The organism is Mesorhizobium sp. GW821-FHT07A06 (assembly GCF_059419085.1).
Window position 1 is genome coordinate 325918 of the sequence record NZ_JBWKRC010000003.1, and the last position, 25360, is coordinate 351277.

Annotated in this window: 22 protein-coding genes; 12 read left to right on the plus strand and 10 right to left on the minus strand. The window is 64.6% G+C overall.

What is annotated here, in order from left to right:
• Nucleotides 1-51: 51 nt before the first annotated feature.
• From AC07SZ_RS12045 to AC07SZ_RS12060, 4 genes are all read right to left on the minus strand, one after another.
• Nucleotides 52-783, minus strand: coding sequence for an SDR family oxidoreductase (locus tag AC07SZ_RS12045; RefSeq protein WP_065005452.1), 732 nt, complete (start codon nt 781-783; stop codon nt 52-54).
• 189 nt (nt 784-972) lie between these two features.
• Nucleotides 973-3345 (minus strand): aldehyde dehydrogenase family protein, encoded by a 2373-nt coding sequence (locus AC07SZ_RS12050; protein WP_494914390.1) that lies wholly within the window; start codon nt 3343-3345, stop codon nt 973-975.
• A gap of 62 nt (nt 3346-3407) precedes the next feature.
• Entirely contained in the window at nt 3408-4463 is a 1056-nt protein-coding gene (gene deoC / locus AC07SZ_RS12055) for a deoxyribose-phosphate aldolase (RefSeq protein ID WP_494914391.1), read from the minus strand.
• A gap of 277 nt (nt 4464-4740) precedes the next feature.
• Nucleotides 4741-5568, minus strand: a complete 828-nt coding sequence (locus tag AC07SZ_RS12060) for a ferredoxin--NADP reductase (RefSeq protein ID WP_056573788.1) — start codon at nt 5566-5568, stop codon at nt 4741-4743.
• 219 nt (nt 5569-5787) lie between these two features.
• Between AC07SZ_RS12060 and AC07SZ_RS12065 the strand changes: the two genes are divergently transcribed.
• The 4 genes from AC07SZ_RS12065 to AC07SZ_RS12080 all read left to right on the plus strand — a co-directional run bounded on the left by AC07SZ_RS12065 (nt 5788) and on the right by AC07SZ_RS12080 (nt 11708).
• On the plus strand, nt 5788-7872 hold the full coding sequence (locus AC07SZ_RS12065; RefSeq protein WP_056573785.1) for a hydantoinase/oxoprolinase family protein: 2085 nt from the start codon (nt 5788-5790) through the stop codon (nt 7870-7872).
• Nucleotide 7873: 1 nt separating this feature from the next.
• On the plus strand, nt 7874-9622 hold the full coding sequence (locus AC07SZ_RS12070; RefSeq protein ID WP_494914393.1) for a hydantoinase B/oxoprolinase family protein: 1749 nt from the start codon (nt 7874-7876) through the stop codon (nt 9620-9622).
• Between the two features lie 123 nt (nt 9623-9745).
• Nucleotides 9746-10522, plus strand: a complete 777-nt coding sequence (locus AC07SZ_RS12075) for an ABC transporter substrate-binding protein (protein WP_056573779.1) — start codon at nt 9746-9748, stop codon at nt 10520-10522.
• A 70-nt stretch (nt 10523-10592) separates the two neighbouring features.
• On the plus strand, nt 10593-11708 hold the full coding sequence (locus tag AC07SZ_RS12080) for an aminomethyl transferase family protein (RefSeq protein WP_494914395.1): 1116 nt from the start codon (nt 10593-10595) through the stop codon (nt 11706-11708).
• Nucleotides 11709-11970: 262 nt separating this feature from the next.
• Here AC07SZ_RS12080 and AC07SZ_RS12085 read toward each other — a convergent pair whose 3' ends face one another.
• From AC07SZ_RS12085 to AC07SZ_RS12095, 3 genes are read right to left on the minus strand one after another with little or no spacing between them, the layout of a single operon-like run.
• Nucleotides 11971-12117, minus strand: a complete 147-nt coding sequence (locus tag AC07SZ_RS12085) for an SDR family oxidoreductase (protein ID WP_274534590.1) — start codon at nt 12115-12117, stop codon at nt 11971-11973.
• Nucleotides 12114-12392, minus strand: a complete 279-nt coding sequence (locus tag AC07SZ_RS12090; RefSeq protein ID WP_494914397.1) for an SDR family oxidoreductase — start codon at nt 12390-12392, stop codon at nt 12114-12116. Before AC07SZ_RS12090 ends, AC07SZ_RS12085 begins: the two co-directional genes overlap by 4 nt.
• A 16-nt stretch (nt 12393-12408) precedes the next feature.
• Nucleotides 12409-13401, minus strand: coding sequence for an SDR family NAD(P)-dependent oxidoreductase (locus AC07SZ_RS12095; RefSeq protein ID WP_494914398.1), 993 nt, complete (start codon nt 13399-13401; stop codon nt 12409-12411).
• 122 nt (nt 13402-13523) lie between these two features.
• On the opposite strand from AC07SZ_RS12095, the gene AC07SZ_RS12100 reads away from it, so the two are divergent.
• Nucleotides 13524-14135 carry a TetR/AcrR family transcriptional regulator gene (locus AC07SZ_RS12100; protein ID WP_056573767.1) on the plus strand — a complete coding sequence of 204 codons (612 nt, stop codon included), beginning with the start codon at nt 13524-13526 and terminating at the stop codon, nt 14133-14135.
• Between the two features lie 67 nt (nt 14136-14202).
• Here AC07SZ_RS12100 and AC07SZ_RS12105 read toward each other — a convergent pair whose 3' ends face one another.
• The 3 genes from AC07SZ_RS12105 to AC07SZ_RS12115 all read right to left on the minus strand — a co-directional run bounded on the left by AC07SZ_RS12105 (nt 14203) and on the right by AC07SZ_RS12115 (nt 16881).
• Complete coding sequence (locus AC07SZ_RS12105; protein ID WP_056573766.1) at nt 14203-14859, minus strand: methionine ABC transporter permease; 657 nt, start codon at nt 14857-14859, stop codon at nt 14203-14205.
• A complete protein-coding gene (locus tag AC07SZ_RS12110; protein WP_056573760.1) occupies nt 14840-15937 on the minus strand; it encodes a methionine ABC transporter ATP-binding protein in 1098 nt (365 codons plus the stop codon). Before AC07SZ_RS12110 ends, AC07SZ_RS12105 begins: the two co-directional genes overlap by 20 nt.
• An 89-nt stretch (nt 15938-16026) precedes the next feature.
• On the minus strand, nt 16027-16881 hold the full coding sequence (locus tag AC07SZ_RS12115) for a MetQ/NlpA family lipoprotein (RefSeq protein ID WP_056573756.1): 855 nt from the start codon (nt 16879-16881) through the stop codon (nt 16027-16029).
• 491 nt (nt 16882-17372) lie between these two features.
• Here AC07SZ_RS12115 and AC07SZ_RS12120 point away from each other — a divergent pair, with 491 nt between their 5' ends.
• From AC07SZ_RS12120 to AC07SZ_RS12150, 7 genes are read left to right on the plus strand one after another with little or no spacing between them, the layout of a single operon-like run.
• Nucleotides 17373-18467, plus strand: coding sequence for a transporter substrate-binding protein (locus AC07SZ_RS12120; RefSeq protein ID WP_056573753.1), 1095 nt, complete (start codon nt 17373-17375; stop codon nt 18465-18467).
• Nucleotides 18464-19078, plus strand: a complete 615-nt coding sequence (locus AC07SZ_RS12125) for an ANTAR domain-containing response regulator (RefSeq protein ID WP_056573750.1) — start codon at nt 18464-18466, stop codon at nt 19076-19078. Before AC07SZ_RS12120 ends, AC07SZ_RS12125 begins: the two co-directional genes overlap by 4 nt.
• The gene (locus tag AC07SZ_RS12130; RefSeq protein WP_494914400.1) at nt 19056-19964 is read left to right on the plus strand and encodes an ABC transporter permease; all 909 of its coding nucleotides are present in this window, start codon (nt 19056-19058) and stop codon (nt 19962-19964) included. Before AC07SZ_RS12125 ends, AC07SZ_RS12130 begins: the two co-directional genes overlap by 23 nt.
• On the plus strand, nt 19961-20881 hold the full coding sequence (locus tag AC07SZ_RS12135) for an ABC transporter permease (RefSeq protein WP_056573744.1): 921 nt from the start codon (nt 19961-19963) through the stop codon (nt 20879-20881). The genes AC07SZ_RS12130 and AC07SZ_RS12135 overlap by 4 nt, the downstream gene beginning before the upstream one ends.
• 45 nt (nt 20882-20926) lie before the next feature.
• Nucleotides 20927-22570, plus strand: a complete 1644-nt coding sequence (locus tag AC07SZ_RS12140) for an ABC transporter substrate-binding protein (protein WP_056573741.1) — start codon at nt 20927-20929, stop codon at nt 22568-22570.
• Entirely contained in the window at nt 22560-23504 is a 945-nt protein-coding gene (locus AC07SZ_RS12145) for an acetamidase/formamidase family protein (RefSeq protein WP_056573738.1), read from the plus strand. Before AC07SZ_RS12140 ends, AC07SZ_RS12145 begins: the two co-directional genes overlap by 11 nt.
• A complete protein-coding gene (locus AC07SZ_RS12150; RefSeq protein WP_172371423.1) occupies nt 23501-25303 on the plus strand; it encodes an ABC transporter ATP-binding protein in 1803 nt (600 codons plus the stop codon). The genes AC07SZ_RS12145 and AC07SZ_RS12150 overlap by 4 nt, the downstream gene beginning before the upstream one ends.
• Nucleotides 25304-25360 lie beyond the last annotated feature (57 nt).

Sequence of the window (25360 nt, forward strand, 5' to 3'; positions counted from 1 at the left end):
GCGAAGGATCCTGATCTTCCTGTTTGTCCGCGATCTCTCGGCGTCCGATGGTCAGATCGACCAGCCGCCGTCGATATTGTAGGCCTGTCCGGACGTATAGGTCGCCCCGGCCAGGTAGACGGCGAGGTCGGCGATTTCCTCCGGCGTGCCGAGCCGGCCCATCGGCTGGCGGGCGATGAAGGCGGCGCGGGCGGCCTCATAGTCGCCTTGCGCATGCATGCGGTCCTGCAGCGACGGGCTTTCGACCGTGCCGGGGCAGATGGCGTTGCAGCGTATGCCCTTGCCGACATAGTCGGCGGCGACCGCCTTGGTCAGGCCGATGACTGCCGCCTTGCTCAGGCCGTAGACGAACCGGTTCGGCACGCCCTTGGTCGAGCTCGCCAGCGAGGCCATGTTGATGATGGCGCCATCGCCGCGCTCCAGCATGCCGGGCAGCACGGCCCGGATGGTGCGAACCATGGCGCGGACATTGAGGTTCAGCGCGAAATCGAGATCGCCATCCTTCATCTCGAGTATCGATCCGGAATGGACGAAGCCGGCGCAGTTGAACAGCACGTCGACGCGGCCGATCTCGGCAAAGGCCGTATTGACGGCCTCGTCGTTCAGCACATCCAGCTTGCGGGTCTTGATCCCGGACGTCTTGGCGAGTTCGGCGAGCAGCGCCTCGTTGATGTCGGTGGCATGGACGGTGGCGCCAGCCTTGGCGAAGGCCAGTGCGCTCGCCTTGCCGATGCCTTGCGCCGCCGCCGTGATGACAACGACCTTGCCTGCCAGATCCGCCATGCTCTTCTCCTCGCTCCTCTGGATCATCCGGATTTACCGGCATCCTGCCACGGCGTCGTGTGCCAGTAAGGCATCACCATGCAGCCTGGGTCGCCGTCAGTTTACAGATAAAGATGTTTTTTCTCGTTAAAGAACATGTGTCCGGGCGTCAAGCCCGAACGCGATCACCATTGCGACAGCACGGAAACGTCAGTCGCCGTAAGGCACCCAGACGTTCTTCACCTCGATGGCGCGGCGCAGGAAAGCATCGCCCGCCGCTTCCCCGGATGCCCAGTCCAGGCCGCGGCCATTGCCGCTCCAGACGCGCTTGAGGTTGCCGATGGACTCGGCTTCCGCCTTGGCGCAGGTCTCCGCATCGGCGAATACCCAGAGCCCGTCGACATCGTCATGCCTGGCCAGCACGCCGGCAAGCTCGGCGCTGCGTCCGGTGACGATGTTGATGGCGCCGGCCGGAACATCGGAATACTCGATCACTTGATAGAGGTCGGTGGCGAGCAGCGGATAGCGTTCGGACGGCACGGCGACCACGGTGTTGCCCATCGCGAGCGCCGGGGCGATGAGCGAGATCAGGCCAAGCAGCGGCGAGGCATCGGGTGCTACGATGCCGACGACGCCGACGGGCTCATGCAGGGCCAGCGTCACGGCGCGTGCCGGCGGCTGATGCACGCGACCCTCGAACTTGTCGGCAAGGCCGGCATAAAGGAACAGCCGCTCGATCGACTGCTCGACCTCCTCGCGCGCCGCCTTGGCCGTCACGCCTGTGAGCTGCACGAGGCGTGCGGCAAACTCATCGGTGCGGCCGGACAGGTTCTCGGCAAGATAGTAAAGCACCTGCGAGCGGTTATAGGCGGTCGCCTCCGGCCAGGCCTTGCAGGCACGGGCGGAGGACACAGCGTCGCGGATGTCCTTGCGGCTGCCGAGCCCGACCTCGCCGGCCAGCTTGCCCTTGGCAGTAGCGACGGCCAGCGAATAATTGCCGTCCGGCCGTACCTGCTTGCCGCCGATGAACAGCTTCGCCGTGCGGTCTATTGCCAGGCCATCGGCTTGCTCGACCGGTTGCGCCGAGACAGTCGCGGCCTTGATGACCGGACCGAGCGGCAGCCTTGCCGCGAGATACTCGAACATGCCCTCGCGCCCGCCCTCGCGTCCGAAGCCGCTCTCGCGGTAGCCGCCAAAGCCGCAGGCGGCGTCGAACATGTTGGTGCCGTTGACCCAGACGACGCCGGCCTTCAATTGCGGCGCGACATGCAAGGCCAGATTGACGTTCTCACTCCAAACCGAAGCCGCCAGTCCATAGCGCGTGTTGTTGGCGAGTTCGATCGCTTCGTCGGTGTTGCGGAAGGTCATGGTCGCCAGAACCGGCCCGAACACCTCTTCCTGGGCAAGTATGTTAGCCGGCGAAACACCGGTGGCCAGCGTCGGCAGATGGTAATAGCCGGAGGACGGCAGCGCCGCGTCCGGCTGCCAGCAGATGGCGCCCTGTTTCGCGCCCTCGGCGACCAGTCCCTTGACGCGGTCGAGCTGTGTGATGTCGACCAGCGGGCCGATATCGGTGTTCTTGTCGAGCGGACTGCCGACGCGCAACCTGCTCATCCGCGTCTTGACCTTGGCGATCAGGGCTTCGGCGATGCCTTCCTGCACCAGGAGCCGCGAACCGGCGCAGCAGACTTGGCCCTGGTTGAACCAGATGCCGTCGACCAGGCCTTCCACGGCGCTGTCTAGATCGGCATCCTCGAAGACGATGAAGGCCGACTTGCCGCCGAGCTCCAGCGAAAGCTTTTTCCCTGATCCGGCGGTGGCTTTCCTGATGATCTTTCCCACCTCCGAGGAGCCGGTGAAGGCGATCTTCTGGATGCCGGGATGATTGACGATGGCAGCGCCCGCTTCGGGTCCGCCCTGCACGATGTTGACGACACCTTTCGGCACGCCAGCGCGTTCGCAGATCTCGGCGAACAGGATCGCGGTCAGCGGCGTGAACTCGGCCGGCTTCAGCACCACGGTGCAGCCGGCGGCAAGCGCCGGCGCGATCTTCCACGCCAGCATCAGCAGCGGGAAATTCCACGGGATGATCTGGCCGACGACGCCGACGCCCTTATGGCCTGGAAAATCCTTGTCCAGTGCCTGCGCCCAGCCGGCATGATGGATGAAATGGCGGATCGCCAGCGGCACGTCGATGTCGCGGCTTTCGCGGATCGGCTTGCCATTGTCGATTGTCTCCAGCACCGCGAACAGGCGCTGGTGGCGCTGCATGGCGCGGCCGATCGCGTAGAGCACCTTGGCGCGCTGGTAGCCTGGACTGGCGCTCCATTTCGGCAACGCCTTGGTGGCTGCCGCGACCGCCGCCTCGATATCGGCCGCACTGGCGTCCGAAACCTTGGCCAGCAGCTTGCCGGAAGACGGCTCGCTGGTCTCGAACGTCTTGCCGCCGGACGCGGCCTTCCAGGCACCGTCGATGAACAGCGCCTTGCCGAAATCGCGCGCGGCAAGCCACGCATCGGCCTCGTTGCGGGCTTCCGGCGCCGGGCCGTAGTCCATGGCGTGATAGCGGTCGAGAACGTTCATTGTGTGCCTCCTTCACCCTCCCTTTCAAGGGAAGGGTCGGCAAAGCCGATCGGGGTGGGTGCTCAAGCCATCGCGTGGCGGTGATTGGCCGAATAATGCCCGGTCAAATGGTGCTCCAACTGGCGCTCGATGTCGGTCAGCAGGCTCGACGCGCCGAAGCGGAACAGCTCGGGTTCGAGCCACGGCCGGCCGAGTTCTTCCTTCATCAGCACCAGCCAGTCGAGCGAGACCTTCGCGGTGGAGATGCCGCCGGCCGGCTTGAAGCCGATGAGATAGCCGGTCTCCTCGAAATAGGCCCTGATGGCGCGCACCATGGCCAGCCCGACAGGCAGCGTCGCATTGACGCTTTCCTTGCCGGTCGAGGTCTTGATGAAATCCGCGCCCGCCATCATCGCCACCATCGAGGCAAGCATGACATTGCGCAGCGTGGCGAGGTCGCCGGTGCCGAGAATGACCTTCAGATGCGCGTCACCGCAGGCGGCGCGCATGGAGACGATCTCATTGTAGAGCTCCCGCCACTTGGCGCCGAACACCAGCCCGCGCGGAATCACGACGTCGATCTCGTCGGCGCCGTCGCGCACCGAAGCCTCGATTTCCTGCAGGCGCGTCGACAGCGGCGCAAGGCCATGCGGAAAGGCCGTGGAGACGGCGGCGACATGGATGCCGGTGCCGCGCACGGCGTCGACGGCGGTGGCGACAAAGGGATGGTAGACGCAGACCGCCGCGGGCCGAATGGTTTCGCCGGAAATGCCGAGGCCTTCGACGATATCGCGGCGCAGCGGGTTGATCGCCTTGGCGCAGAGCCGGCGCACCCGCTCCTCGGTGTCATTTGAACTCAGCGTCGTCAGATCCATGCAGGCAATGGCGCGCAGCAGCCAGGCCGCCTGGTTGTCGGCCTTGATCGAGCGCCGCTTGGTCAGGCTGGCGACGCGCCGTTCGAGTGCCGAGCGGTTGACGCTGCGAACCGATTCCATGAAGCCGAGATCGAGCTTCATGCCGGGATTGCGCGCGATGCGATGATCCGGCGGTATCGGGGTGTTGGCGGCGGCGCGGGCCGGCAGCGGCGTCACCTTCGACGCGCTGGTGCCGGGCTCGGCTTCGCGGATCGTGTTGCTCATTTCCTGCCCTTTCTCGTTTAGGGCGATACTTACACGATCGTTTGGACCGAGGCCACAAGCTGATGTCGGCCCGCGCGCCGGCGCAAGCCTGCTCGGCCGCCAGCTTGCGCGCCGCCGCGCCGATTTCAGCCTCGATGCGTTCGGGTTCGCCGTGCTCCGGCTCATGCGCGCTGCGGTATTTTCGGTCGGGATGGAGTGGCCCACCTATCCCGGCAGCCTATCCGATATCAGGCGTTCGCCTGGAAGGCGGCATGTCCCACAGCGTGGGCGGCAGGCCTCAGCCGACGAAGGCGCGCTCGACGACGAAAGTCGCGGGATGGCTGAGCGAACCTTCCTGGAAGCCGAGGCTCTCGGCAAGTTCCTTGACGTCCTTCAGCATATGCATCGAGCCGCAGATCATGATGCGGTCGGTCTCGGGATTGAGCTTCTCGATGCCGAGGTCGGCGTAGAATTTGCCGGAGCCGATCAGCGCGGTGATGCGGCCCATGCAGGCCGACTCTTCGCGGGTCGTCGAATTGTAGAGCGTCACGCGCCCGGCGGTCAGCTCGCCGATCAGCGGGTCGCTTTCAAGGGCTGCGACCAGCTCCTGGCCGTAGGTGAGTTCGGCATTGTCGCGGCAGGTGTGGGTCAGGATCAACTGGTCGAATTTCTCGTAGGTGTCGGGATCGCGCAGCAGGCTGGCGAAGGGCGCGATGCCGGTGCCGGTCGAGATCATGAACAGCCGCTTGGCTGGCGTCAGCGCATCGACCACCAGCGTGCCGGTCGACTTCTGCCGCATGATCACGGTATCGCCGACCTGGATCTTCTGCAGTTCCGAGGTCAGCGGGCCGTCCGGCACCTTGATCGAGAAGAATTCCAGCTCTTCGTCCCAGGCCGGGCTCGCCACCGAATAGGCCCGGAACACCGGCTTCTCGGCATTGGGCAGGCCGATCATGACGAACTCGCCGGAGCGGAAGCGCAGCGATTGCGGACGGGTGATGCGGAACGAGAACAGCCGGTCGGTGTAGTGTTTCACCGAGACGACGGTTTCGGCATAGACATTGGCCGGAATCGGAAACTGCAGCGGGCGGGCGCCGGCGGTGTTGAAGGCGGATGTGGTGTTCATCAAATCCAACTTTCTGGCCCAACCGGGGCGCTGGCGCCAAACCTTTTCCTGCGCGCCCGAACCATTCAGGTTCCGGCGTGCTGCTCGCACACTCCAAGGCGGTAAGCTCTTGTGTCCGGAATTTATTAGTATACAAACGATATTTGCGTCAAGATACCGTCGCGAAACACCTTTCCAAACTGTGCCGTATCCGTAGTCCCAGCATTTCGGGTTTCGACAATGAAAGAGAATTTTTCGGTGCAGCCGCCGGATTCCCTGGGCAGCGTCGTGGCCGGCATCGATGTCGGCGGAACCTTCACCGACCTGCTTCTGATCGACGGCAGGCACGGCGGCAAGGTGCACATCGCCAAAACCCCGACCACGGTCGACAACCAGGCCTTCGGCGTGGTTTCGGCACTCGGCGCCACCGGATTTCCCATCGACGGCATCGACCTCATCGTCCATGGCACCACCACAACGACCAATGCGGTGCTCGAGCGCCGGCTGGCCAGGACCGGCATGATCACCACGCTTGGTTTTCGCGACGTGATCGAGCTTGGCCGGCGCACACGGCCGCAACCCTATGGCATGACTGGCACCTTCGTTCCCGTCATCCCGCGCAATCTCAGGCTCGAAGTGTCGGAGCGCGTCGAGGCTTCGGGTGCGGTGCGCACGCCGCTCGACGAGGCCGGGATGCGTGAAGCGGTGAAGACGCTGATCGCGGCCGGCTGCGAATCCCTCGTCATCCATTTCCTGCACGCCTACGCCAACCCTTCGCACGAGCGGCGCGCCGCCGAGATCGCCGCCGAGCTCTGGCCGAACGGCTACATCACCACGGGCCATGCGCTGCTGTCGGAAGCGCGCGAATTCGAGCGCGGCGTTACCGCTTCGGTCAACGCCTCGGTGCAGCCGATCCTCGAGCGCTATGTCGAGCGGCTGCGCAAGGAATTGGCCGCCAAAGGCTATGCCCGCGACTTCCTGATCATGAACGGCAATGGCGGCATGATCTCGGCCCGCTTCGTCACACGTGAATCGGCCAAGACCGTCATGTCCGGTCCGGCCTCCGGGGTGATTGCCGCTGCCTATACGGGCAAGCGCGCCGGCTTCGAAAACCTCGTCACCTACGACATGGGCGGCACCTCGACCGACGTGGCGCTGATCCGCAACGCCGAGCCGGCGGTCTCGAACGAGATCGAGATCGAATATGCCATGCCGATCCACGTGCCGATGGTGGCGGTGCACACGGTCGGCGCCGGCGGCGGTTCGATCGCGCGCGTCGATGCCGCCGGCCTGATCCAGATCGGCCCGGAAAGCGCCGGCGCCAATCCCGGCCCGATCTGCTATGGCCGCGGCGGCCTGGAGCCGACCATCACCGACGCCAATCTGGTGCTCGGCCGGCTCGCGCCGAAGAAGCTGCTGGCCGTCGAAAACCCAGTCACCGTGGAGCGCGTCACCGGCATCTTCGAAGACAGGATCGGCAGGGCGACGGGCCTGTCCGGCGTCGAGGCGGCGGGTGCGGTGCTCAGGCTCGGCAACATGAAGATGGCCGGCGCCATCCGCATGGTGTCGGTGTCGCGCGGCCATGACCCGCGCGATTTCGCGCTGTTCGCCTTCGGCGGCGCCGGTCCCCTGCACGCCACCGCGCTCGCTCGCGAGCTCGGCCTGCCCAAGGTGCTGGTGCCGGCGCGCCCCGGCATCACAAACGCGCTAGGCTGCGTCGTCGCGGACCTGCGCCACGACTTCGTCAACACCGTCAACCAGCCCGTGGCCGTGCTCGATGAAACCCAACTTCACGCTGTATTGGAACGGCACCGAAACGAAGGTGAGGAGCTGATCGGCAAGGAAGCGGTGAAGCCGGAGACGATACGCGTCACCCATTCCGCCGACATGCAGTTCGTCGGCCAGACCCACATCATCAACGTGCCGCTGCCGTCCTCGACAGTCAGTCGCAACGAGCTGCAGGCCCTGTTCGAAAAAGCCTATTTCGCCCGCTTCAAGGTCGAGCTGCCGGAGATCCGCGCCAACCTGGTCAACCTCAACACCTCGGTGACCGGCGTGCGCCCGGCGATCGACCTGTCGCGGCTGATCGATCCGGCGGGGCGCGCGAAAACGCTGGACGAGGCACGGCGTGAGATCCGCCCGGTCTGGTATGCCGGGCGCTGGCACGACACGCCGGTCTATATCAGGGAAAAACTGCCGCTCGATGCCGTCATCCAAGGCCCGGCGATCCTCGAACAGATGGACGCCACGACCGTGCTTGAACCCGGCGATCGAGCGCGCTCGGATGCCGACGGCAACATCATCATCGACATAGGCGAGGCCTGAGATGCCCGAGGCAAAGCTCGACGCCATCACGCTTTCGGTTCTCCAGGCCGCCTTGCAGCAGGTCTGTGACGAGATGGACCTGACCTTTTCCCGTGCCGCCTTCTCGCCGGTCATCGCCGAGGCCAATGACCGCTCCGACGGCATCTATTCGGCGGTCGACGGTTCGCTGATCGCGCAGGGCAGCCAGGGCCTGCCGGTGTTCGTCGGCGTCATGCAGTATTCGACCAAAACGGTGATCGAGATGATCGCCGACGGCCGCTGCCTGGCTCCGGAGCCTGGCGACATCTACATCGTCAACGATCCCTATCTCGGCGGCACGCATCTGATGGATGTGCGCTTCGTCATGCCGGTCTACCGGGGCGGCAAGATCTTCTGCTGGCTATCCAACACCGGCCATTGGCCTGATATTGGCGGCTCGGTGCCGGGCGGCTTTTCCGCCTCCGCCACTGCCGTCGAACAGGAAGGCCTGCGGCTGCCGCCGGTAAAACTGTTCAAGAAGGGCGTGCTCGATCCCGAGATCTACGCCATCATCTGTTCCAACATCCGTGTCGCCGACCAGCGCATCGGCGATATCAGGGCCCAGGCCGCGGCGCTGCTGATCGGGCAGGACAGGCTCAACGGAATCCTTGATCGTTACGGCGACGAAACTGTTGTCGAGGCGATCGCCGAGCTGCGCCGCCGTGCCGCCGAGCAGATGCGCGCCAACATCGCGGCCATTCCCGACGGCACCTACCGCTCGAAAGCCTTTGTCGATTCCGACGGGGTGGTCAACGAACCGCTGACCATCGCGCTCGCCGTCGAAAAGCAGGGCGATACGCTGACCTTCGATTTTACCGGTTCGTCGAAACCTTGCGCCGGGCCGATGAACAGCGTGCTGGCAACGACCCTGTCCTCGGTCTATCTCGCCATGCGGCACATCTTCCCGGATGTGCCGATTAGCGCCGGGGCCTTCGAACCCTTGATCGTCAAGCGGCCGGAAGGCACTTTCCTGGACGCCAAATACCCACGCCCGGTCTCGGGCTGTGCGGCGGAAGTCTCGCAGCGCATCGCCGAGGCGGTTTTCGCGGCCATGGTGCAGGCGCTGCCGGACAAGGTGACGGCTGCCCCCGCCGGCTCCAGCGGCAATTTCGCGCTTGGCGGCAACGATCCGGCGCGCGGCCGCGACTACGTCATGTACCAGATCTCCGGCGGCGGCTATGGCGGCAATTCCGGCCATGACGGCCTGACCAATGGCTGCTCGACCATCGGCATTTCCAAATCGCCGCCGGTCGAGATCATGGAGCAGGCTTTTCCCGTGCTCTATCGCCACTATGCCTTGCGCGAAGGCTCCGGTGGCGCCGGCAAGCATCGCGGCGGTTTCGGCCTCGCCTATGAGGTGGAAATCCTGCGCGGCGATGCGCGCGCCTCCTTCGTCATGGATCACGGCCGCTTCGGCCCGCAAGGCGCGCTCGGCGGCGGGGATGGCGCGGTCAACACCGTCACCGTCTTCCGCAATGGCGAGGAACATGTGCCGCCGCATCTCTCCAAGGAGCAGGACATCCCGCTCAAGGCCGGCGACCGCGTGCGCGTCGGCACGCCTGGCGGCGGCGGTTATGGCGATCCGCGCGAGCGCGACGTCGATCAGGTGCAGCGCGACGTGGCGCTGGGGTACTACACCTCCGAGGAAGCCGCCCAGAAATTCGGCGTGGTCCTGTCGGCGGACGGTCTGACAATTGACCGCAAGGCGACGGACAGGCAGCGCGCCGGCTAAACACCGCCAAGCGCCATGACACAGAGCGGTCACAGCGCCGTGATCGCCGCAGCACATGTCGTTTCCGTCACCGCCGGTGGCACGAAAGCCCGTAGACTTCCGAGGTCAACGGAGATCTGGAACATGCGTCTTTTCGGTCGTTTCGTGCTTGCCGCTTCCGTCGCCCTTACCCTTGCTGCCGGTGCTGCTTCCGCCCAGGACAAGAAGCTCAGGATCGGCACCGAGGGCGCTTATCCGCCCTTCAACTACGTCAGCGCCGACGGCACGCTGGGCGGCTTCGACATCGATCTCGGCAAGGCGCTGTGCGCCGAAATGAAAGTTGAGTGCGAATTCAGCGTGCAGGATTTCGACGGCTCGATCCCCGCTCTGCAGGCCGGCAAGTTCGATGCCATCATCAACATCACCATCACGCCCGAGCGGGCCGAGAAGGTCGAGTTCACCCACAAATACTACCAGACGCCGCCGGCCATCGCCGTGCCGAAGGATTCCGCCATTGCGGGCACTTCGCCGGACGATTTGAAGGGCAAGGCGCTCGGTGTGCAGACCGCCACCATCCACCAGAAATTCGCAGAGCAGAAATATTCGGGCTCGACCGTGAAGGCCTACCCGACCGGCGACGATGCTCGTACCGACATGGCCAACGGCCGGCTTGATGCGATGATGGACGGCTCGATCATCCTGACCGAATGGCTGAAGAAACCGGACGGCGCCTGCTGCAAGCTGCTCGGCACACTGACGGCCGATCCGGCCATCCACGGCCCCGGCGTCGGCATCGCGCTGCAGAAGGGCGACAAGGGACTGGCTGACAAGTTCAATGCCGCCATAGACGCGCTGCGCGCCAATGGAAAATACAAGGAAATCAACGACAAGTACTTTTCGTTCGACGTCTACGGGAGTTAATCCCGGCACCAATCGACCTCGGCGGCGCCACCCGGCGCTGCCGATTTTTTTACGAACGATGGAGATATCCTTGGCTGAGCGGCATTCCCCTTTCTACAGCAGCATCGTCGGGCTGGGCGCGACCATGGGTCGGGTCGGCGGCGATTTCATCTCGGCCAGATATTATTCCGGCATCGCCGACGAGCACCTGAACACCCGCATGAATGTCGGCGTGCAGGACCTCAGCACCATGGGCAAGATGGACATCAAGGGGCCGCACGCCGAGGCGCTGGTCAACCATGTCATCGTCAACGACGCCGCGGCGATGAAACCGGGCCAGGTCCGCTATTCCACGGTCTGTCGCGAGGATGGCGGCATCATGGACGACCTCACCGTGTTCCGGCTGGGACCGGAGCATTTCATGCTGGTCACCGGCTCGGTCAATCGCCTGAAGATGCTGCCCTGGCTGCAGCACCATGCCCAGGGGCGCAAGGCCTATGTCACCGACATCACCGCCGCCGTCGCCTTTCCGACCATCCAGGGTCCGCGCTCGCGCCAATTGTTGAAGGCGCTGGTCTCTGATGCCGATCTGGACGGCCTGAAACGCTGGGCGTTCACATCGGGGCGCGTCGGCGAGACAAAGGTGCTGATCTCGCGCACCGGCGTGACCGGTGAACTCGGCTTCGAACTCTTCGTGCCGGCCGACGAGGCCGCTTCCGTCTGGGAGGCGCTGATGCGGACAGGAGCGGACTTCGGCCTGAAACCCTATGGCGTGCTGGCGATGTTCACGCTCGGGCTGGAAAAGGCCTATCCAGCGCATGGCATCGACATGGATGAGAGTCGCACGCCGTTCCATGTCGGCCTCGACCGCTGGATCAAGTTCGACAAAGGCGATTTCGTCGGCCGCGAGGCTTTGCTCAAGGTGCGCGACAAGGGACTCGATGAACGCTGGACCGGGCTGATCCTCGACGGCGACAAACCGGCTGCGACGAACGCCCGTGTACTGGCCGATGGTGAAGATGCCGGCGTCGTCACCTACAGCGATCACGGCTATTCACTCGGCAAGCTGCTGGCGACCGCGCATCTGCGCCTGCCGTTCACCGCGATCGGTACCGAACTCAGCATCGATATCGATGGCAAGCCGACTCGCGCGGTCGTGGCGCCGATGCCGTTCTTCGATCCCGAAGGGGCGAGGTTGCGGGCCTAGCAGCCTCACTGTGGCCAGCCGCCGGCGCCGCCCCTGACCTTCCTGCCGGCATCCTCTGCCCGTACAGTGACGGGGAGAGGGAACAGCTAGAGCGTATTTTTTCCGCTGGAAAATAAACGCGCTCTGCACGTAATTGTCGCAGCATTCCAGGTTGGCGAGTTGTGATGGTCCCGGACCCCACTGGCGCAGTGCTACTGTATAAGCTGCCTCATGGAGAGACATTGAAGACCGTCCGCGACGCAGCTTGCAGTCGATGATGCCCTCACAGTTGTGACCAACCCCCATCGACCGGAATCTCAAGGCCGGTCGTGAAGGTCGCGTCGAACGCGAGGAAGAGGACGGCCTTCGCGATCTCCTCCGAGGTCCCGAAGCGCTTCATCGGGATGATGCCGAGTGTGTGCCCCCTCACGTGGGCCCGCATCTCCTTTCGAGGCTGCCCGTCTCGATGGGACCGGGCGACACCGCGTTGACGCGGATGTCCTTGGGAAGGAGCTCGGCTGCGAGCAAGCGGGCGAAGGATCGCAGCGCAGCCTTGGCGGCGCCGTAGGTGGCTTGCCCGGGCAGTGCCTTGACGTTGGCGACAGAGGTCGTGAGGACGACTGAGCCGCGATTGATCAGCGGCGCGAGCTTCTGGATATTTGTGAACTGCTTTGTATGATAATGCGGTGCAGAGACGACGGTCAATGATATTTGTAACTATTTAGTACGAAACTATTTCAGGATCCTGTGGACGCAAGGGTGCTGGGTTGGACAAGTCGATACCGGAGACCTTGACGACGGCCTGCCACGCGGCTTCCTGGCTGGCGCGATCGTGGAGGTGTGGTTGGCGCTGCACCTCCATTGGGCCTGAGAACTTCCCTTGAGCCGAGGCGAAGAATTGCCCTGAGACGTCGGTTCCGAACTCCGACGCCTGGAGGTAACGACGGGCCGCGGTCTCCGGCTTCTGATTCATACCGGGAATGAGGTTCACGATTGGAATCATCAGATACTTCACCAACAGGCCAGCGTTTCGCGCCACCTTGGTGTCGTTCGACGCACCGGGGGAGACAGCGTACACGGCCATGCCGGAGGGTAGCCTGCGCGCCAGCGCCGCGACCCACCAAGCGATGATGAGCTTCGCGTCGGCATACGCATTGTTGGGCGCGTACTTCACGTTCGGCCCGTTGCGAATCAGCGCTTCAACAGCGGCGGTTCGGTTACCTTGGAAACTCTTGGCCGCGAAGGTTGGCAGTTCGGTGTACTTGAACATGGGTACGCCCCCGCGGGCAGGCTCCGCACTGGTGACAACGATCCGCGCGTCGGGGCTGAGAAGGTCGGCGCGAAGCAACCCGACAGTCAGCTGATGATGGCCGATCAGCGGGGCCTCAGAAGCCTCAATGCCCGCCGCAGTGATCACGCGCTTCTTGGTTGGGACCAATCCGGCATTGAGCAGCAGGAAATCGACCGGCCGAGCTTGTTTGACCAGCTCGGCGAGCGCGGACCGGACGCTAGCCGGCGTGTCCAACTCCAGTTCCAGAGGCGTGAAGGTCTGTCTTTTGGTTTCCGCTGCCAGTTGAGCGGCCGCTTCCTTGGCCTGAGCCAGTCTGCGTCCGGTGATGATGATCTCGCCCCAGCCCTCTTCGGCAAGAGAGCGGGCTGCTGCATAACCGAGCCCGGAGGTTGCGCCAGTGACGAGGGCGACCGAATGGTTCATGGGCGGCTCCTTGGTGAAGGTTAAGGTCGAAGGAGTCCCACAGTGTAGGGCCGCCTTGTGATTTTTGAACTACTCGATTATATATTGGTGTAAAGGATAGGGGTCAAGGAGTTTAGAACTAAATGTTTCAAAATGCCGAGAGGCCTCGTGGTCGCCCCCGTAGCTTCGACGAGAAGGACGCCTTGGAAAAGGCGACCCGGGTGTTCCGGTCGAAAGGCTACGACGGCGTGACCATTGACGATCTCGTCGCGGGCATGGGTGTGGGACGGCCAAGCCTGTATTCCGTCTTCGGCGACAAGCGGACGATATTTTTGCGTGCCCTTCGGGCGTACGCTGAAGCGAAGGGTGCTCGCGCTGCGAAGGCGCTCTTCTCGCCGACGACTCTTCGCGATTCGCTCGCCGGCTTCATGAGGCACGCCGTAGAAAGTGCGACCGAGGAAGGATCAGCCCCTGGTTGTCTTCTGGTGTGCGTTGCGCCGCTCGTGGACGATGCCGAGGTCCGGCAGTTCCTGCAGGACGCCGCGGCTGGCGGGATGGCGCTGGTAGAACGGCGATTCTACGACGCGATCAGCGCGGGAGAGGTGCCGTCTGACTTTCCGGTATCCGCGCGCGCGAGCCAGGTCCTCGACCTGTCGCGCGGTCTCACCATGCGTGCGCAGATGGGCATGCCGCGCAAGCCGCTGCTCAAAGACGCAGAGGAGGCGGCCGACTTAGTCCTACTGCCGAGACGGTGAACTGCGGCGCCAGAAGGTGATGTCGCGCTCGTGGGGGTCCGGCCGATCCGAATATTCAGCCGGCCCATCACCCCCGCCGATCGAGCCGCGCCACCAGCCGGTCCCCCGCCCACTGGATGCCGCAGACCAGAATGATCAGCACGATCACCACGGCGACCATCACCGACGTCTCGAAACGCTGATAGCCGTAACGGATGGCGAGATCGCCGAGGCCGCCGGCGCCGATGGCGCCGGCCATGGCCGAGGCGCCGATCAGCGTCACCAGGGTCACCGTGAAGCCGGCGACGATGCCGGGCAGCGCCTCGGGCACCAGCACCTCGCGGATGATCGCCCAGCGGTTGCCGCCCATGGCGCGCGCCGCCTCGATCAGGCCGTGGTCGACCTCGCGCAGCGACACTTCGGCGATGCGCGCATAATAGGGCGTGGCGGCGATCGACAGCGGCACGATGGCCGCCCAGGTGCCGATCGAGGTGCCGACGATCAGCCGCGTCAGCGGGATCAGCGCCACCAGAAGGATGATGAACGGCACCGAGCGGAAGCCGTTGATGACGGCGCCGAGCACGCGATTGACCCACAGGCTTTCGGCGATGCCGCCGCGTTCGGTGGCGATCAATGCCAGCCCGAGCGGCAGGCCGAAGACCAGCGAGATGAGGCCGGAGGCGGCCGTCATAAGCACCGTTTCCCAGATCGATCGCAGCAGAAGCTCAAACAGGATTGGCGACATGGCCAAGCACCTCCACCCGCGCCTGGCGGGATTTCAGGAATGAGATGATTTCAGCGAGGTGACTCGCGTCGCTGCCGGGAACGGAGAGGAACAGCGTGCCGACGGGCTGCTGCTGGATATGGTCGATGCCGCCATGGACGAGGCGGAAGGAGCCTGGAACGGACGCGGCAAGGTCGGACAGCAGCGGGCCGCTCGCGGCTTCGCCGGCCACGTCGACGCGCAGGATCGTGTGCGCGCCGGCCGCCGGCAGCAGGCGCGCCGACAACTCGGCCGGCAATTGTGGTCGGATGGCGCCAAGGAGGCTGCGTGTGACGTCGGACTGCGGCTCGGCGAACACCGACCACACCGGCCCGTCCTCGACGATGCGCCCGGCATCGATCACCGCCACGCGGTCGGCGATGGAGCGGATCACCTCCATCTCGTGGGTGATCAACAAGATGGTCAGGCCAAGCTTCCGGTTGATGTCTTTCAGCAGCGCGAGAATCGAGCGCGTCGTCTCCGGGTCGAGGGCCGAGGTCGCTTCATCCGACAGCAGCAGCGCCGGCCGCGCGGCCAGCGCCCGGGCAATGCCGACGCGCTGCTTCTGGCCGCCCGACAGCGATGCTGGATAGGCCTTGGCCTTGTCCGACAGGCCGACGAGTTCAAGCAGCTCCGCCGCCCGTGCCAGACGCTCGGCTCTCGGTCGGCCCTCGATCTTCAACGGCAGCGCGACATTGTCCTCCACTGTCTTGGCCGACAGCAGGTTGAAATGCTGGAAGATCATGCCGATACGCCGCCGCAACGGCTGCAGGTCGCGCTCGCCGAGCCGGCTGATCTCGCGGCCCTCGATGAACACCTCACCGGAATCCGGCCGCTCCAGCCCGTTCAGGCAGCGGATCAGCGTCGATTTGCCGGCGCCGCTGCGGCCGATAATGCCGAGGATCTCACCCTTGCGTACGGTGAGCGAAATGCCGTCGAGCGCCGCTGTGGCGCCAAAGCGACGCTTCAGATCGACAAGGCGCACCAGGTCCTGCGGCGCGTCCGGTCGGGCGTGGGTCGGACCGGCGATTTCCCCGGGCGCCGTGATATGTTGGTTCATGCGGTTCCCTGTTCTCGCCATCGCAAAACGCAATTGCGGCCCGCGCTCAGGCGCGGACCGCTTTTGCTCTCGAACTGGACGTCGGGCGATCAATAGGCGCTGAGGCCGGTGCCCTTGTAGACCTTGTCGAATTCGGCCTTGACCGCGTCGTTCTGGTAGGAAGCCACCAGTGTCTTCACCCAGGCTTCGTTCTCGTTGCCGACCTTGACCGCGATGAAATTGCGGTACGGATTGTCGGATATCGGCTCCTGGGCAATGCGGTTTTCCGGCGTCAGGCCGCTTTTCAGCGCCCAGTCGGTGTTGACCACGGCGGCATCGAGATCCTCGACCGAGCGGCCGACGATGCCGGCGTCAAGCTCCTTGATCTCGACCTTCCTGGGGTTCTCCGCGATGTCGGCGGTGGTGGCCAGGATGCCGGTGCCGTCCTTCAGCTTGATCACGCCTTCGTTCTGCAGCACGCGCAGCGCCCGGCCTTCATTGGACGGGTCGTTCGGCACGCCGATGACCGCGCCCTCGGGCAGATCGGCGACTTTCGTGTATTTCTTCGAATAGAGGCCGATCGGCCAGACGCCGGTGTAGCCGACCCGCACGATATGGTAGCCTTGCGTCTTGATCTGGTTGTCGAGATAGGGCTGGTGCTGGAAGGCGTTGGCGTCGATTTCGCCGCGCTCCAGCGCCTCGTTGGGCTGGGTGTAGTCGTTGAACACCACGGTCTCGACGGTCAGGCCCTTTTCGGCCGCCTGGGCGACCACGACGCGCCAGACGTCCTCATCCTCGCCGCTGATGATGCCGACCTTGATCGCCTTCTTGTCTTCGGCGAAGGACGCATGCGGCGCCATCAGGCCGCCGACCGCGACGGCCGATGCGAACAGCAGAGCCAGGCCACCGCGCCGGTTGATGATTGACCAAAGGGAAGATGGCAAAGTGCTGTTGACGTCGGGCATGATTGATCTCTGCGGTTGTGAAGTCACGGTGCCAGGGCGGATTGCCCAAGCTTGGTCATATCGTCAGGAATTCTATCGGTTTTATCAAAGAACGTGTTTCGCTGGTCTCGGAGAAGCAGGGAATATTCTCTCAAAAATTCCAGGGAAGGGAGCACAGGACACCACCGGATCGATCGCGGCGGCACCGCGCTGCGATCCGGTGGCTACGGATGTTGACGTGGACGAGCCCGGCATGGACGGCGCGCGGCCAAGAGCGTCTGGAGCAGTTGCTTGAGCTGCTGGAGAACCTCATCGAGGTGAGATCTGACTTCTCTCCCGCGCGGGTTGGCGCCGCAAGCAATTGCAGGCGGACCACTTTCCCGCTTGACTGACCAGCCGGACCGAATACCCTAGAACGAAATACCGGCTCTGATCGCCGGGCGGCAAGAATGCCTCGTATGCCTCGCCCTTGCGGCGCTGGCTGCGGGGCATTGTCATTTCTGGGGTCCTGTTTGAAACGGCGCATCGAGATCGGCATCCTCTATTCCCGCTCGGGGAGCTATCAGCTCGTCTCCGATGCGTGCCGCATGGGCGCCATGCGCGCCATCGCCGACATCAATGCCGATCGCGGCTCGGGCATCGAGCTCGTGCCCGTCGAACGCGATCCGCAAAGCAATGCCGACCGCTACGCGACGCTTTGCGAGGACATCTTCAAGACCAGCAGTGCCCGCCATGTCGTCGGCTGCGTCACATCCTGGAGCCGCAAGGAGACGATCCCGGTGCTGGAGAAGGCTGGGGGCATGCTCTGGTACGCCTGCCCCTATGAGGGCTTCGAGGCCAACGAGCATGTCGTCTACATGCACGCCTGCCCCAATCAGCATCTGGTGCCGCTGATGGCCCATGTCGTGCCGCGCTTCGGCGCCAACGGCTTCCTGCTTGGCTCGAACTATATCTGGGGCTGGGAGATGAACCGTGTCGCGCGCGACCTGATCGCGGACGCCGGCGGCAAGGTCCTGGGCGAACGCTATCTGCGCATCGGCGAGACCGACGTGTCGCGCCTGATCGGGGAAATCCGGGCGACGCGGCCGAACTTCATCCTCAACAATCTGATCGGCACATCGTCCTACGCCTTCCTGGCCGCCTATCGCGATTTGGGCGATGAGGATCCTGCCTTCAGCCCGCAAACCTGCCCGGTCATCTCCTGCAACCTCACCGAGGGCGAGCTGCCGGCGATCGGCGAAACGGGCAAGGGACATCTGTCGGTCGGGCCTTATTTCGCACCACGGCCGGCGGCTTTCGCGTCCTCCTTCGAGGCCTCCGCCTATGCCTCCGTGCAGGTGATGGCCGACGTCCTGTCGCGAGATCCCGACGCCGGTCCGGCGGAATTCTCCAAAGCCTTCGCCGAAACGCGCTTCTCCACCCGTCTGGGGCCGATCGCCATCGACGCCCACACCCAGCACGCGACGCTGCCGGTCATCATCGGCCGGATCGCCGACGGCTATTTCGAGGTCGTCAGCCGGCAGCACGAGGTCGCGCCGGATCCCTATCTGTCGCGCTACGACCCCGCCAAGACGTTCGGCCGCCCGCGCCTGAGGGTGGTGTCGTGACCCGAACCCCGCGCATCCCCAATCTCGGCGGCGCCAAGGCCTTCATCCTGCATCGCCCGCATCCGACGGTGCAGGCCATCACAAGACAATTGTCGGCCATCGGCCTCGTCACGCTCGACTGCTGGCCGGAACTGCCGCCCGAGGCGCTCGCCGCCGATTTCGTCTTCTTCGACACCGATCTCGGTTTCGACGAGCAATTCCCCTGGAAGCCGGGCGAGGCGCCGATGCCACTGGTGGCGCTGATCGGTTCGGAGGCGCCGGGCCGCATCGAATGGGCATTGTCGCACAAGGCCGACGCCCAGCTTTTGAAGCCGGTCGGCACCGCCGGCGTCTACAGCGCGCTGCTGATCGCACGACAGAGTTTCGAGGCGCGCAAGAATTTAGCCGGCGAAATTGCCTCGCTGCGCCAGCGTGTCGCCGAGCGCCAGACGATCGTGCGTGCGGTGGCGGCACTGTCGAAAGGCACCGACGACGAGCGCGCCTATGCGCAACTGCGCTCGCTGGCGATGAGCTGGCAGATCAGCGTCGAGGATGCCGCACGCCGGATCGTGGCGATGATGAGCGAGGAAACAGGCGAGGAAGGCGGCGATGACCAGTCCCATCGCGCCTGATCTCATCGCGCCCGCGCGCATGCCGGCCAGGCCACGCACGGGCGTCTGGCGCCGGCTGGTCAAGCGCCGTCTGGCGATGCTCGGCCTGGTCATCGTCGCCATCGTGGTCGCCGGCGCCGTGCTGGCGGCCTGGCTGACCGGCTATGATCCCAACGAACAGATGTTCGACGGCCTGACCATCGAGGGCTCGCCCTTGCCGCCGGATGCCAAATTCTGGCTCGGCACCGACCTGCTTGGCCGCGACCTGCTGACCCGCATTCTCTACGGCGCCCGCACCTCGCTGATCATCGGCATCGTCGCCAATGGCGTTGCGCTGTTCATCGGCACGCTGGTCGGCGTCACGGCAGGCTATTTCCGCGGCTGGATCGGCAGCGCGCTGATGCGCTTCACCGATCTTATGATGGCGTTTCCGGCGCTGCTACTCGCCATCTGCCTGGCGGCGGTGTTCGAGCCCAGCCTGTGGATCGTTGCCATGGTCATCGCTCTGGTCAACTGGGTGCAGACCGCGCGCGTCATCTACACCGAAACCTCCTCGCTCGCCGAACGCGAGTTCATCGACGCCGAACGCACCATCGGGGCGAGTGCGCCGCGCATTCTGTTTCGCCACATCCTGCCGCATCTCCTGCCGACCATCATCGTCTGGGGCACGCTCGGCATTTCGACGACGGTGCTGCTCGAGGCTACGCTCTCCTTCCTCGGCATCGGCGTGCAGCCGCCGACGGCCTCCTGGGGCAACATCATTTTCGAGAACCAGACCTATTTCCAGGCAGCGCCCTGGCTGGTGTTCTTCCCCGGCGCGGCGATCCTGGCGCTGGCGCTGGCCTTCAACCTGATCGGCGACGCGCTGCGTGACATCCTCGATCCGACGCAAAGGGGCCGGGCATGATCGCCTATCTCGGCCGCCGGCTGATCCAGTCGCTGCTCATCCTGCTCGGCGTCTCGCTGATCACCTTCGCGCTGCTCTACCTGTTGCCGGCCGATCCGGTGCGCCAGATCGCCGGGCGCAGCGCCACGCCACAGACGGTCGAGAACATCCGCCAGCAGCTCGGCCTCGACCAGCCCTTCGTCGTCCAGTACTGGCACTATCTGACCAGGCTCGTCAGCGGCGATCTCGGCCGCTCATACATCCAGCGCTCCGAAGTTACCGAGCTGATCGTCTCGCGGTTGCCGGCGAGCCTGCTGTTGATGGTCGGCGCCATCCTGTGCGAGTTGCTGATCGGCCTCTCCATGGGCCTGATCGCCGCCGTCAAGCGCGGCACCGCGACCGACCAGACCTTGATGGTCGCATCCTTCGTCGGCGTCTCGGCGCCGCAATTCGTCGTCGGCCTCTTGCTGCTTTACGTCTTTGCCGTGCGGCTGAGCTGGTTTCCGATCGGCGGCTACGGCACCTGGCGCCATCTGGTGTTGCCGTCGCTCACCATGGGCATCCTCGGCGCCGGCTGGTACGCGCGCATGATGCGTTCGTCGATGATCGACGTGCTGCGTCAGGACTACGTCCGCACCGCGCGTGCGAAAGGCCTGGCGCGTGGTGCCATCCTCTTCCGCCACGCACTGCCCAACGCCATCCTGCCGATCATCGCCATGATCGGCATCGACATCGGCATCTTCATGGGCGGCATCGTCGTCGTCGAAAGCGTGTTCGGCTGGCCCGGCATCGGCCAGCTGGCATGGCAGGCCATCCAGCGCGTCGACATCCCGATCATCATGGGCGTCACGCTGGTCTCGGCCTTTGCCATCGTGCTCGGCAATCTCCTGGCCGACATCATCGCGCCCTTCATCGATCCCCGCATCAAGCTCAGATGACAATCAGGACATGACCGAAAACAAACAGAGAAAGGGAACATAACAATGAAAAAGTATCTCATATCCACGGTAGCGGCATCGGCGCTGGCGCTGATGCTCGGCATGACGAGCGCCCGCGCCGAGGACACGATCGATCCCAACGCCAAGCAGGGCGGCGCCATCACCATCACCTACAAGGACGATGTCGCCACCCTCGACCCGGCGATCGGCTATGACTGGCAGAACTGGTCGATGATCAAGAGCCTGTTCGACGGGTTGATGGACTACGAGCCTGGCACCACCAACCTCAAGCCCGACCTTGCCGAGAGCTACGAGATCTCGCCCGACGGCAAGACCTTCACCTTCAAGCTGCGCCACGGCGTGAAATTCCACAACGGCCGCGAAATGACCGCCGACGATGTGAAATACTCGCTCGACCGCGTCACCAATCCGAAGACGCAGAGCCCGGGCGCCGGCTTCTTCGGCTCGATCAAGGGCTACGACGACGTCGCCGCCGGCAAGGCCGAAACACTCTCCGGCGTAACCGTTGTCGACCCCTACACCGTCAAGTTCGAACTGACCCGCCCCGACGCCACCTTCCTGCATGTCATGGCCATCAACTTCGCCCATGTCGTGCCGAAGGAAGAGGTCGAGAAATACGGCGCCGATTTCGGCAAGCATCCGGTCGGCACCGGCGCCTTCAAGCTCGCCGAATGGACGTTGGGACAGCGCATCGTCTTCGAGCGCAACCCGGATTATTGGCACAAGGGCCTGCCGCACCTGGACAAGATCACCTTCGAGATCGGCCAGGAGCCGATCGTGGCGCTGCTGCGCCTGCAGAAGGGCGAGATCGACGTGCCCGGCGACGGCATTCCGCCGGCGAAGTTCCAGGAAGTGATGGCCGATCCCGAGCAGAAGGCGCGTGTCGTCGAAGGCGGCCAGCTGCACACCGGCTATGTCACCATGAACACCACCATGGCGCCGTTCGACAATGTGAAGGTGCGCCAGGCCGTCAACATGGCCATCAACAAGGCGCGCGTCATCCAGATCATCAACGGCCGCGCCGTGCCGGCCAACCAGCCGCTGCCGCCGTCCATGCCGGGCTACGACAAGGAATACAAGGGCTATCCCTATGATGTCGCCAAGGCCAAGGCGCTGCTTGCCGAGGCCGGCCACCCCGATGGTTTCGACACGCAACTGTTCGCCATGAACACCGACCCCAACCCGCGCATAGCCCAGGCGATCCAGCAGGATCTGGCGGCGATCGGCATCAAGGCCAGCATCCAGTCGCTCGCCCAAGCCAATGTCATTGCCGCCGGCGGCGACAAGGCCGGCGCGCCGATGATCTGGTCGGGCGGCATGGCCTGGATCGCCGACTTCCCGGATCCGTCGAACTTCTACGGCCCGATCCTCGGCTGCGCCGGTGCCGTGCCGGGCGGCTGGAACTGGTCCTGGTACTGCAACAAGGATCTCGACGCCAAGGCGGCCGAGGCCGACTCGGTGGTCGATCCCTCAAAGGCCGTCGAACGCGACAAGATGTGGAGCGCCATCTACGGCAAGGTGATGGAGGACGCGCCCTGGGCGCCGGTCTTCAACGAACAGCGCTTCACCATGAAATCGGCCCGCATGGGCGGCGCCGACAACCTCTATGTCGACCCGGTCCATATCCCGATCAACTATGACAATGTGTACGTAAAAGATGTGCAATAACTGCGATTACACTATCCACGGGCGCCATCACCATTTCGGCTGGGACAATTCCTTCGTCCCGGCCGAACGTGTGGCGCCCGGCTCGACCATCGAGTTCCAGTGCCTCGACTCCTCAGGCGGTCAGCTGAAGGCCGACAGCACGGTTGGCGATATCGCCAAGCTCGACTTCGCAACGATCAACCCGGTGACCGGGCCAATCTTCGTCGAGGGTGCCGAACCGGGTGACGCGCTGAAGGTGACGATCGAGATGTTCAAACCGTCCGGCTTCGGCTGGACGGCGAACATTCCGGGCTTCGGGCTGCTCGCCGACGATTTCATGGAGCCGGCGCTGAACATCTGGAAATATGACGCAGCCTCGCTCGAGCCGGCGCTGTTCGGCAAGAATGCGCGTGTGCCGCTAAAACCTTTTGCCGGCACCATTGGCAACGCACCGGCCGAGATGGGCCATCACTCGGTGGTTCCGCCCAGGCGCGTCGGCGGCAATCTCGACATCCGCGATCTCGCCGCCGGCACCACGCTCTATCTGCCGGTGGAAGTGGCTGGTGCGCTGTTCTCGGTCGGCGACACCCATGCCGCGCAAGGCGACGGCGAGGTCTGCGGCACGGCGATCGAAAGCCCGATGGACGTCGTGCTCAAGCTCGACCTGGTCAAGGACGCGAGGCTGAAGACTCCGCGCTTCACCACGCCGGGCCCGGTGACGCGCCATCTCGACGCCAAGGGCTATGAGGTGACGACCGGCATCGGGCCGGACCTGATGACGGGCGCGAAGGAGGCCGTTGCGCAAATGGTCGACCTGCTCGCCGGGCGCTACAAGCTCGATCCGGTCGAGGCTTACATGCTGGCCTCGGTCTGCGGCGACCTGCGCATCAGCGAGATCGTCGACATGCCGAACTGGGTGGTCTCGTTCTACTTCCCGCGCTGCGTCTTCGAATGAACGCCGGCGCGGGCAGGAAGCGGACCGGGGTTGCCGCTCCGGTGACGGCGGGACCGGTGCTCGATATTACCGGCCTGTCGGTCAGCGTGCGCGGCGAGGATGGCGGGCGCGAGGTTGTTTCCGACCTGTCGTTCACGCTTGCTCGCGGCGAAACGCTCTGCATCGCCGGCGAGTCCGGCTCCGGGAAATCGATGACGGCGCTGGCGATCATGCAATTGCTGCCGCAGCCTGCCGCCCGCATATCCTCCGGCACCATCCGCCTCGGTGAAACCGAGCTGACTGATCTCGACGAGCGCCAGATGCGACGCATTCGCGGCGACCGCATCGCCATGATCTTCCAGGAGCCGATGACCTCGCTGAACCCTGTGCTGTCGATCGGACGCCAGCTCACCGAATCCATCGAGGCGCATACCAGCCTGTCGCAAGCCGAGGCCCGCCAGCGTGCCATCGAGGCTCTGAAGGCGGTCCGCATTTCGGAAGCCGAAAGCCGGCTAAGGCAGTTTCCGCACGAACTCTCCGGCGGCATGCGCCAGCGGGTGATGATCGCCATGGCGTTGGCGCTCGAGCCCGACGTGCTGATCGCCGACGAGCCGACGACGGCACTCGACGTCACCGTGCAGGGCGAGGTACTGGAACTGCTGCGTGACCTGCAGCGCCAGCACGGCACCAGCGTCGTCCTCATCACTCACGACATGGGCGTGGTTGCCGAGATGGCCGATCGCGTCATCATCATGCGGCATGGCCGCATGATCGAGGAGGGCAGGACATCGGACATTTTTGCCCGACCGCGGGCCGACTACACCCGCGAACTGCTGGCCGCTGTACCGCGCATCGGCAGCGGCGTCGGGCGGCAAAAATCCAGGGATGCACAAGCGCTAACGCTGGCCAATGTCGCCGAGGTCAAGGATCTGCATGTCCGCTTCGACCTGCGCGGCGGCGTCCTCGGCAGGGTCAACCGCCGTGTTCACGCCGTCGAAGGCGTCAGTTTCTCGATCGCGCCCAACGAGACGCTGGCGCTGGTCGGCGAGTCCGGCTGCGGCAAGTCGACCACCGCGAAGGCGTTGGCCGGGCTGGTGCCGTACAGCGGCGACATCGTTGTCGGTGGACGCAATTTGTCGGGCCTGGGTCGCGACGAACGCAAGGCGGTGCGCCGCGACGTGCAGATGATTTTCCAGGACCCCTTTGCCTCGCTCGACCCGCGCATGCGCGTCGGCGATCTTGTCGCCGAGCCGCTCGTCATCCATGGCATCGCCTCGAAGGACGAGAGGCGGGAGCGCGTGGCGGCATTGTTCGAGCGTGTCGGCCTGTCGGCGGACCAGATGGAGCTCTATCCGCACGAATTCTCCGGCGGCCAGCGACAGCGGGTCTGCATTGCGCGCGCGCTGGCGCTACGGCCGAAACTGATCATCGCGGATGAAAGCGTATCGGCGCTTGACGTCTCTGTGCAGGCACGCGTGCTCGACCTGTTGAAGGAATTGCAGCGCGAATTCGGCGTCGCCTACCTCTTCATCTCGCACGACATGGCGGTGGTCGAGAACATTTCCGACCGCGTCGCCGTCATGTATCTCGGCCAGATCGTCGAGATGGGCACGCGCGACCAGGTCTTTTCCAACCCGCGTCACCCCTACACGAAACGGCTGATCGAGGCCGTGCCGGTGCCTGATCCGGCCAGGCGCAGGAGCCGCTTTGCTCGGCTCGATCAGGAGATCCCGAGCGCGACTCGCAAGATCGGCGAGGCGCCGCTGAAGCTGGCCTTGCAAGATGTCGGCAACGGCCATCTCGTCGCTGCCGGTAACTAAGGCAATTCCAGGAAAAGTGGGAAGCGGATTCCGTGCGCAATTGCGTCAAAACAAAGA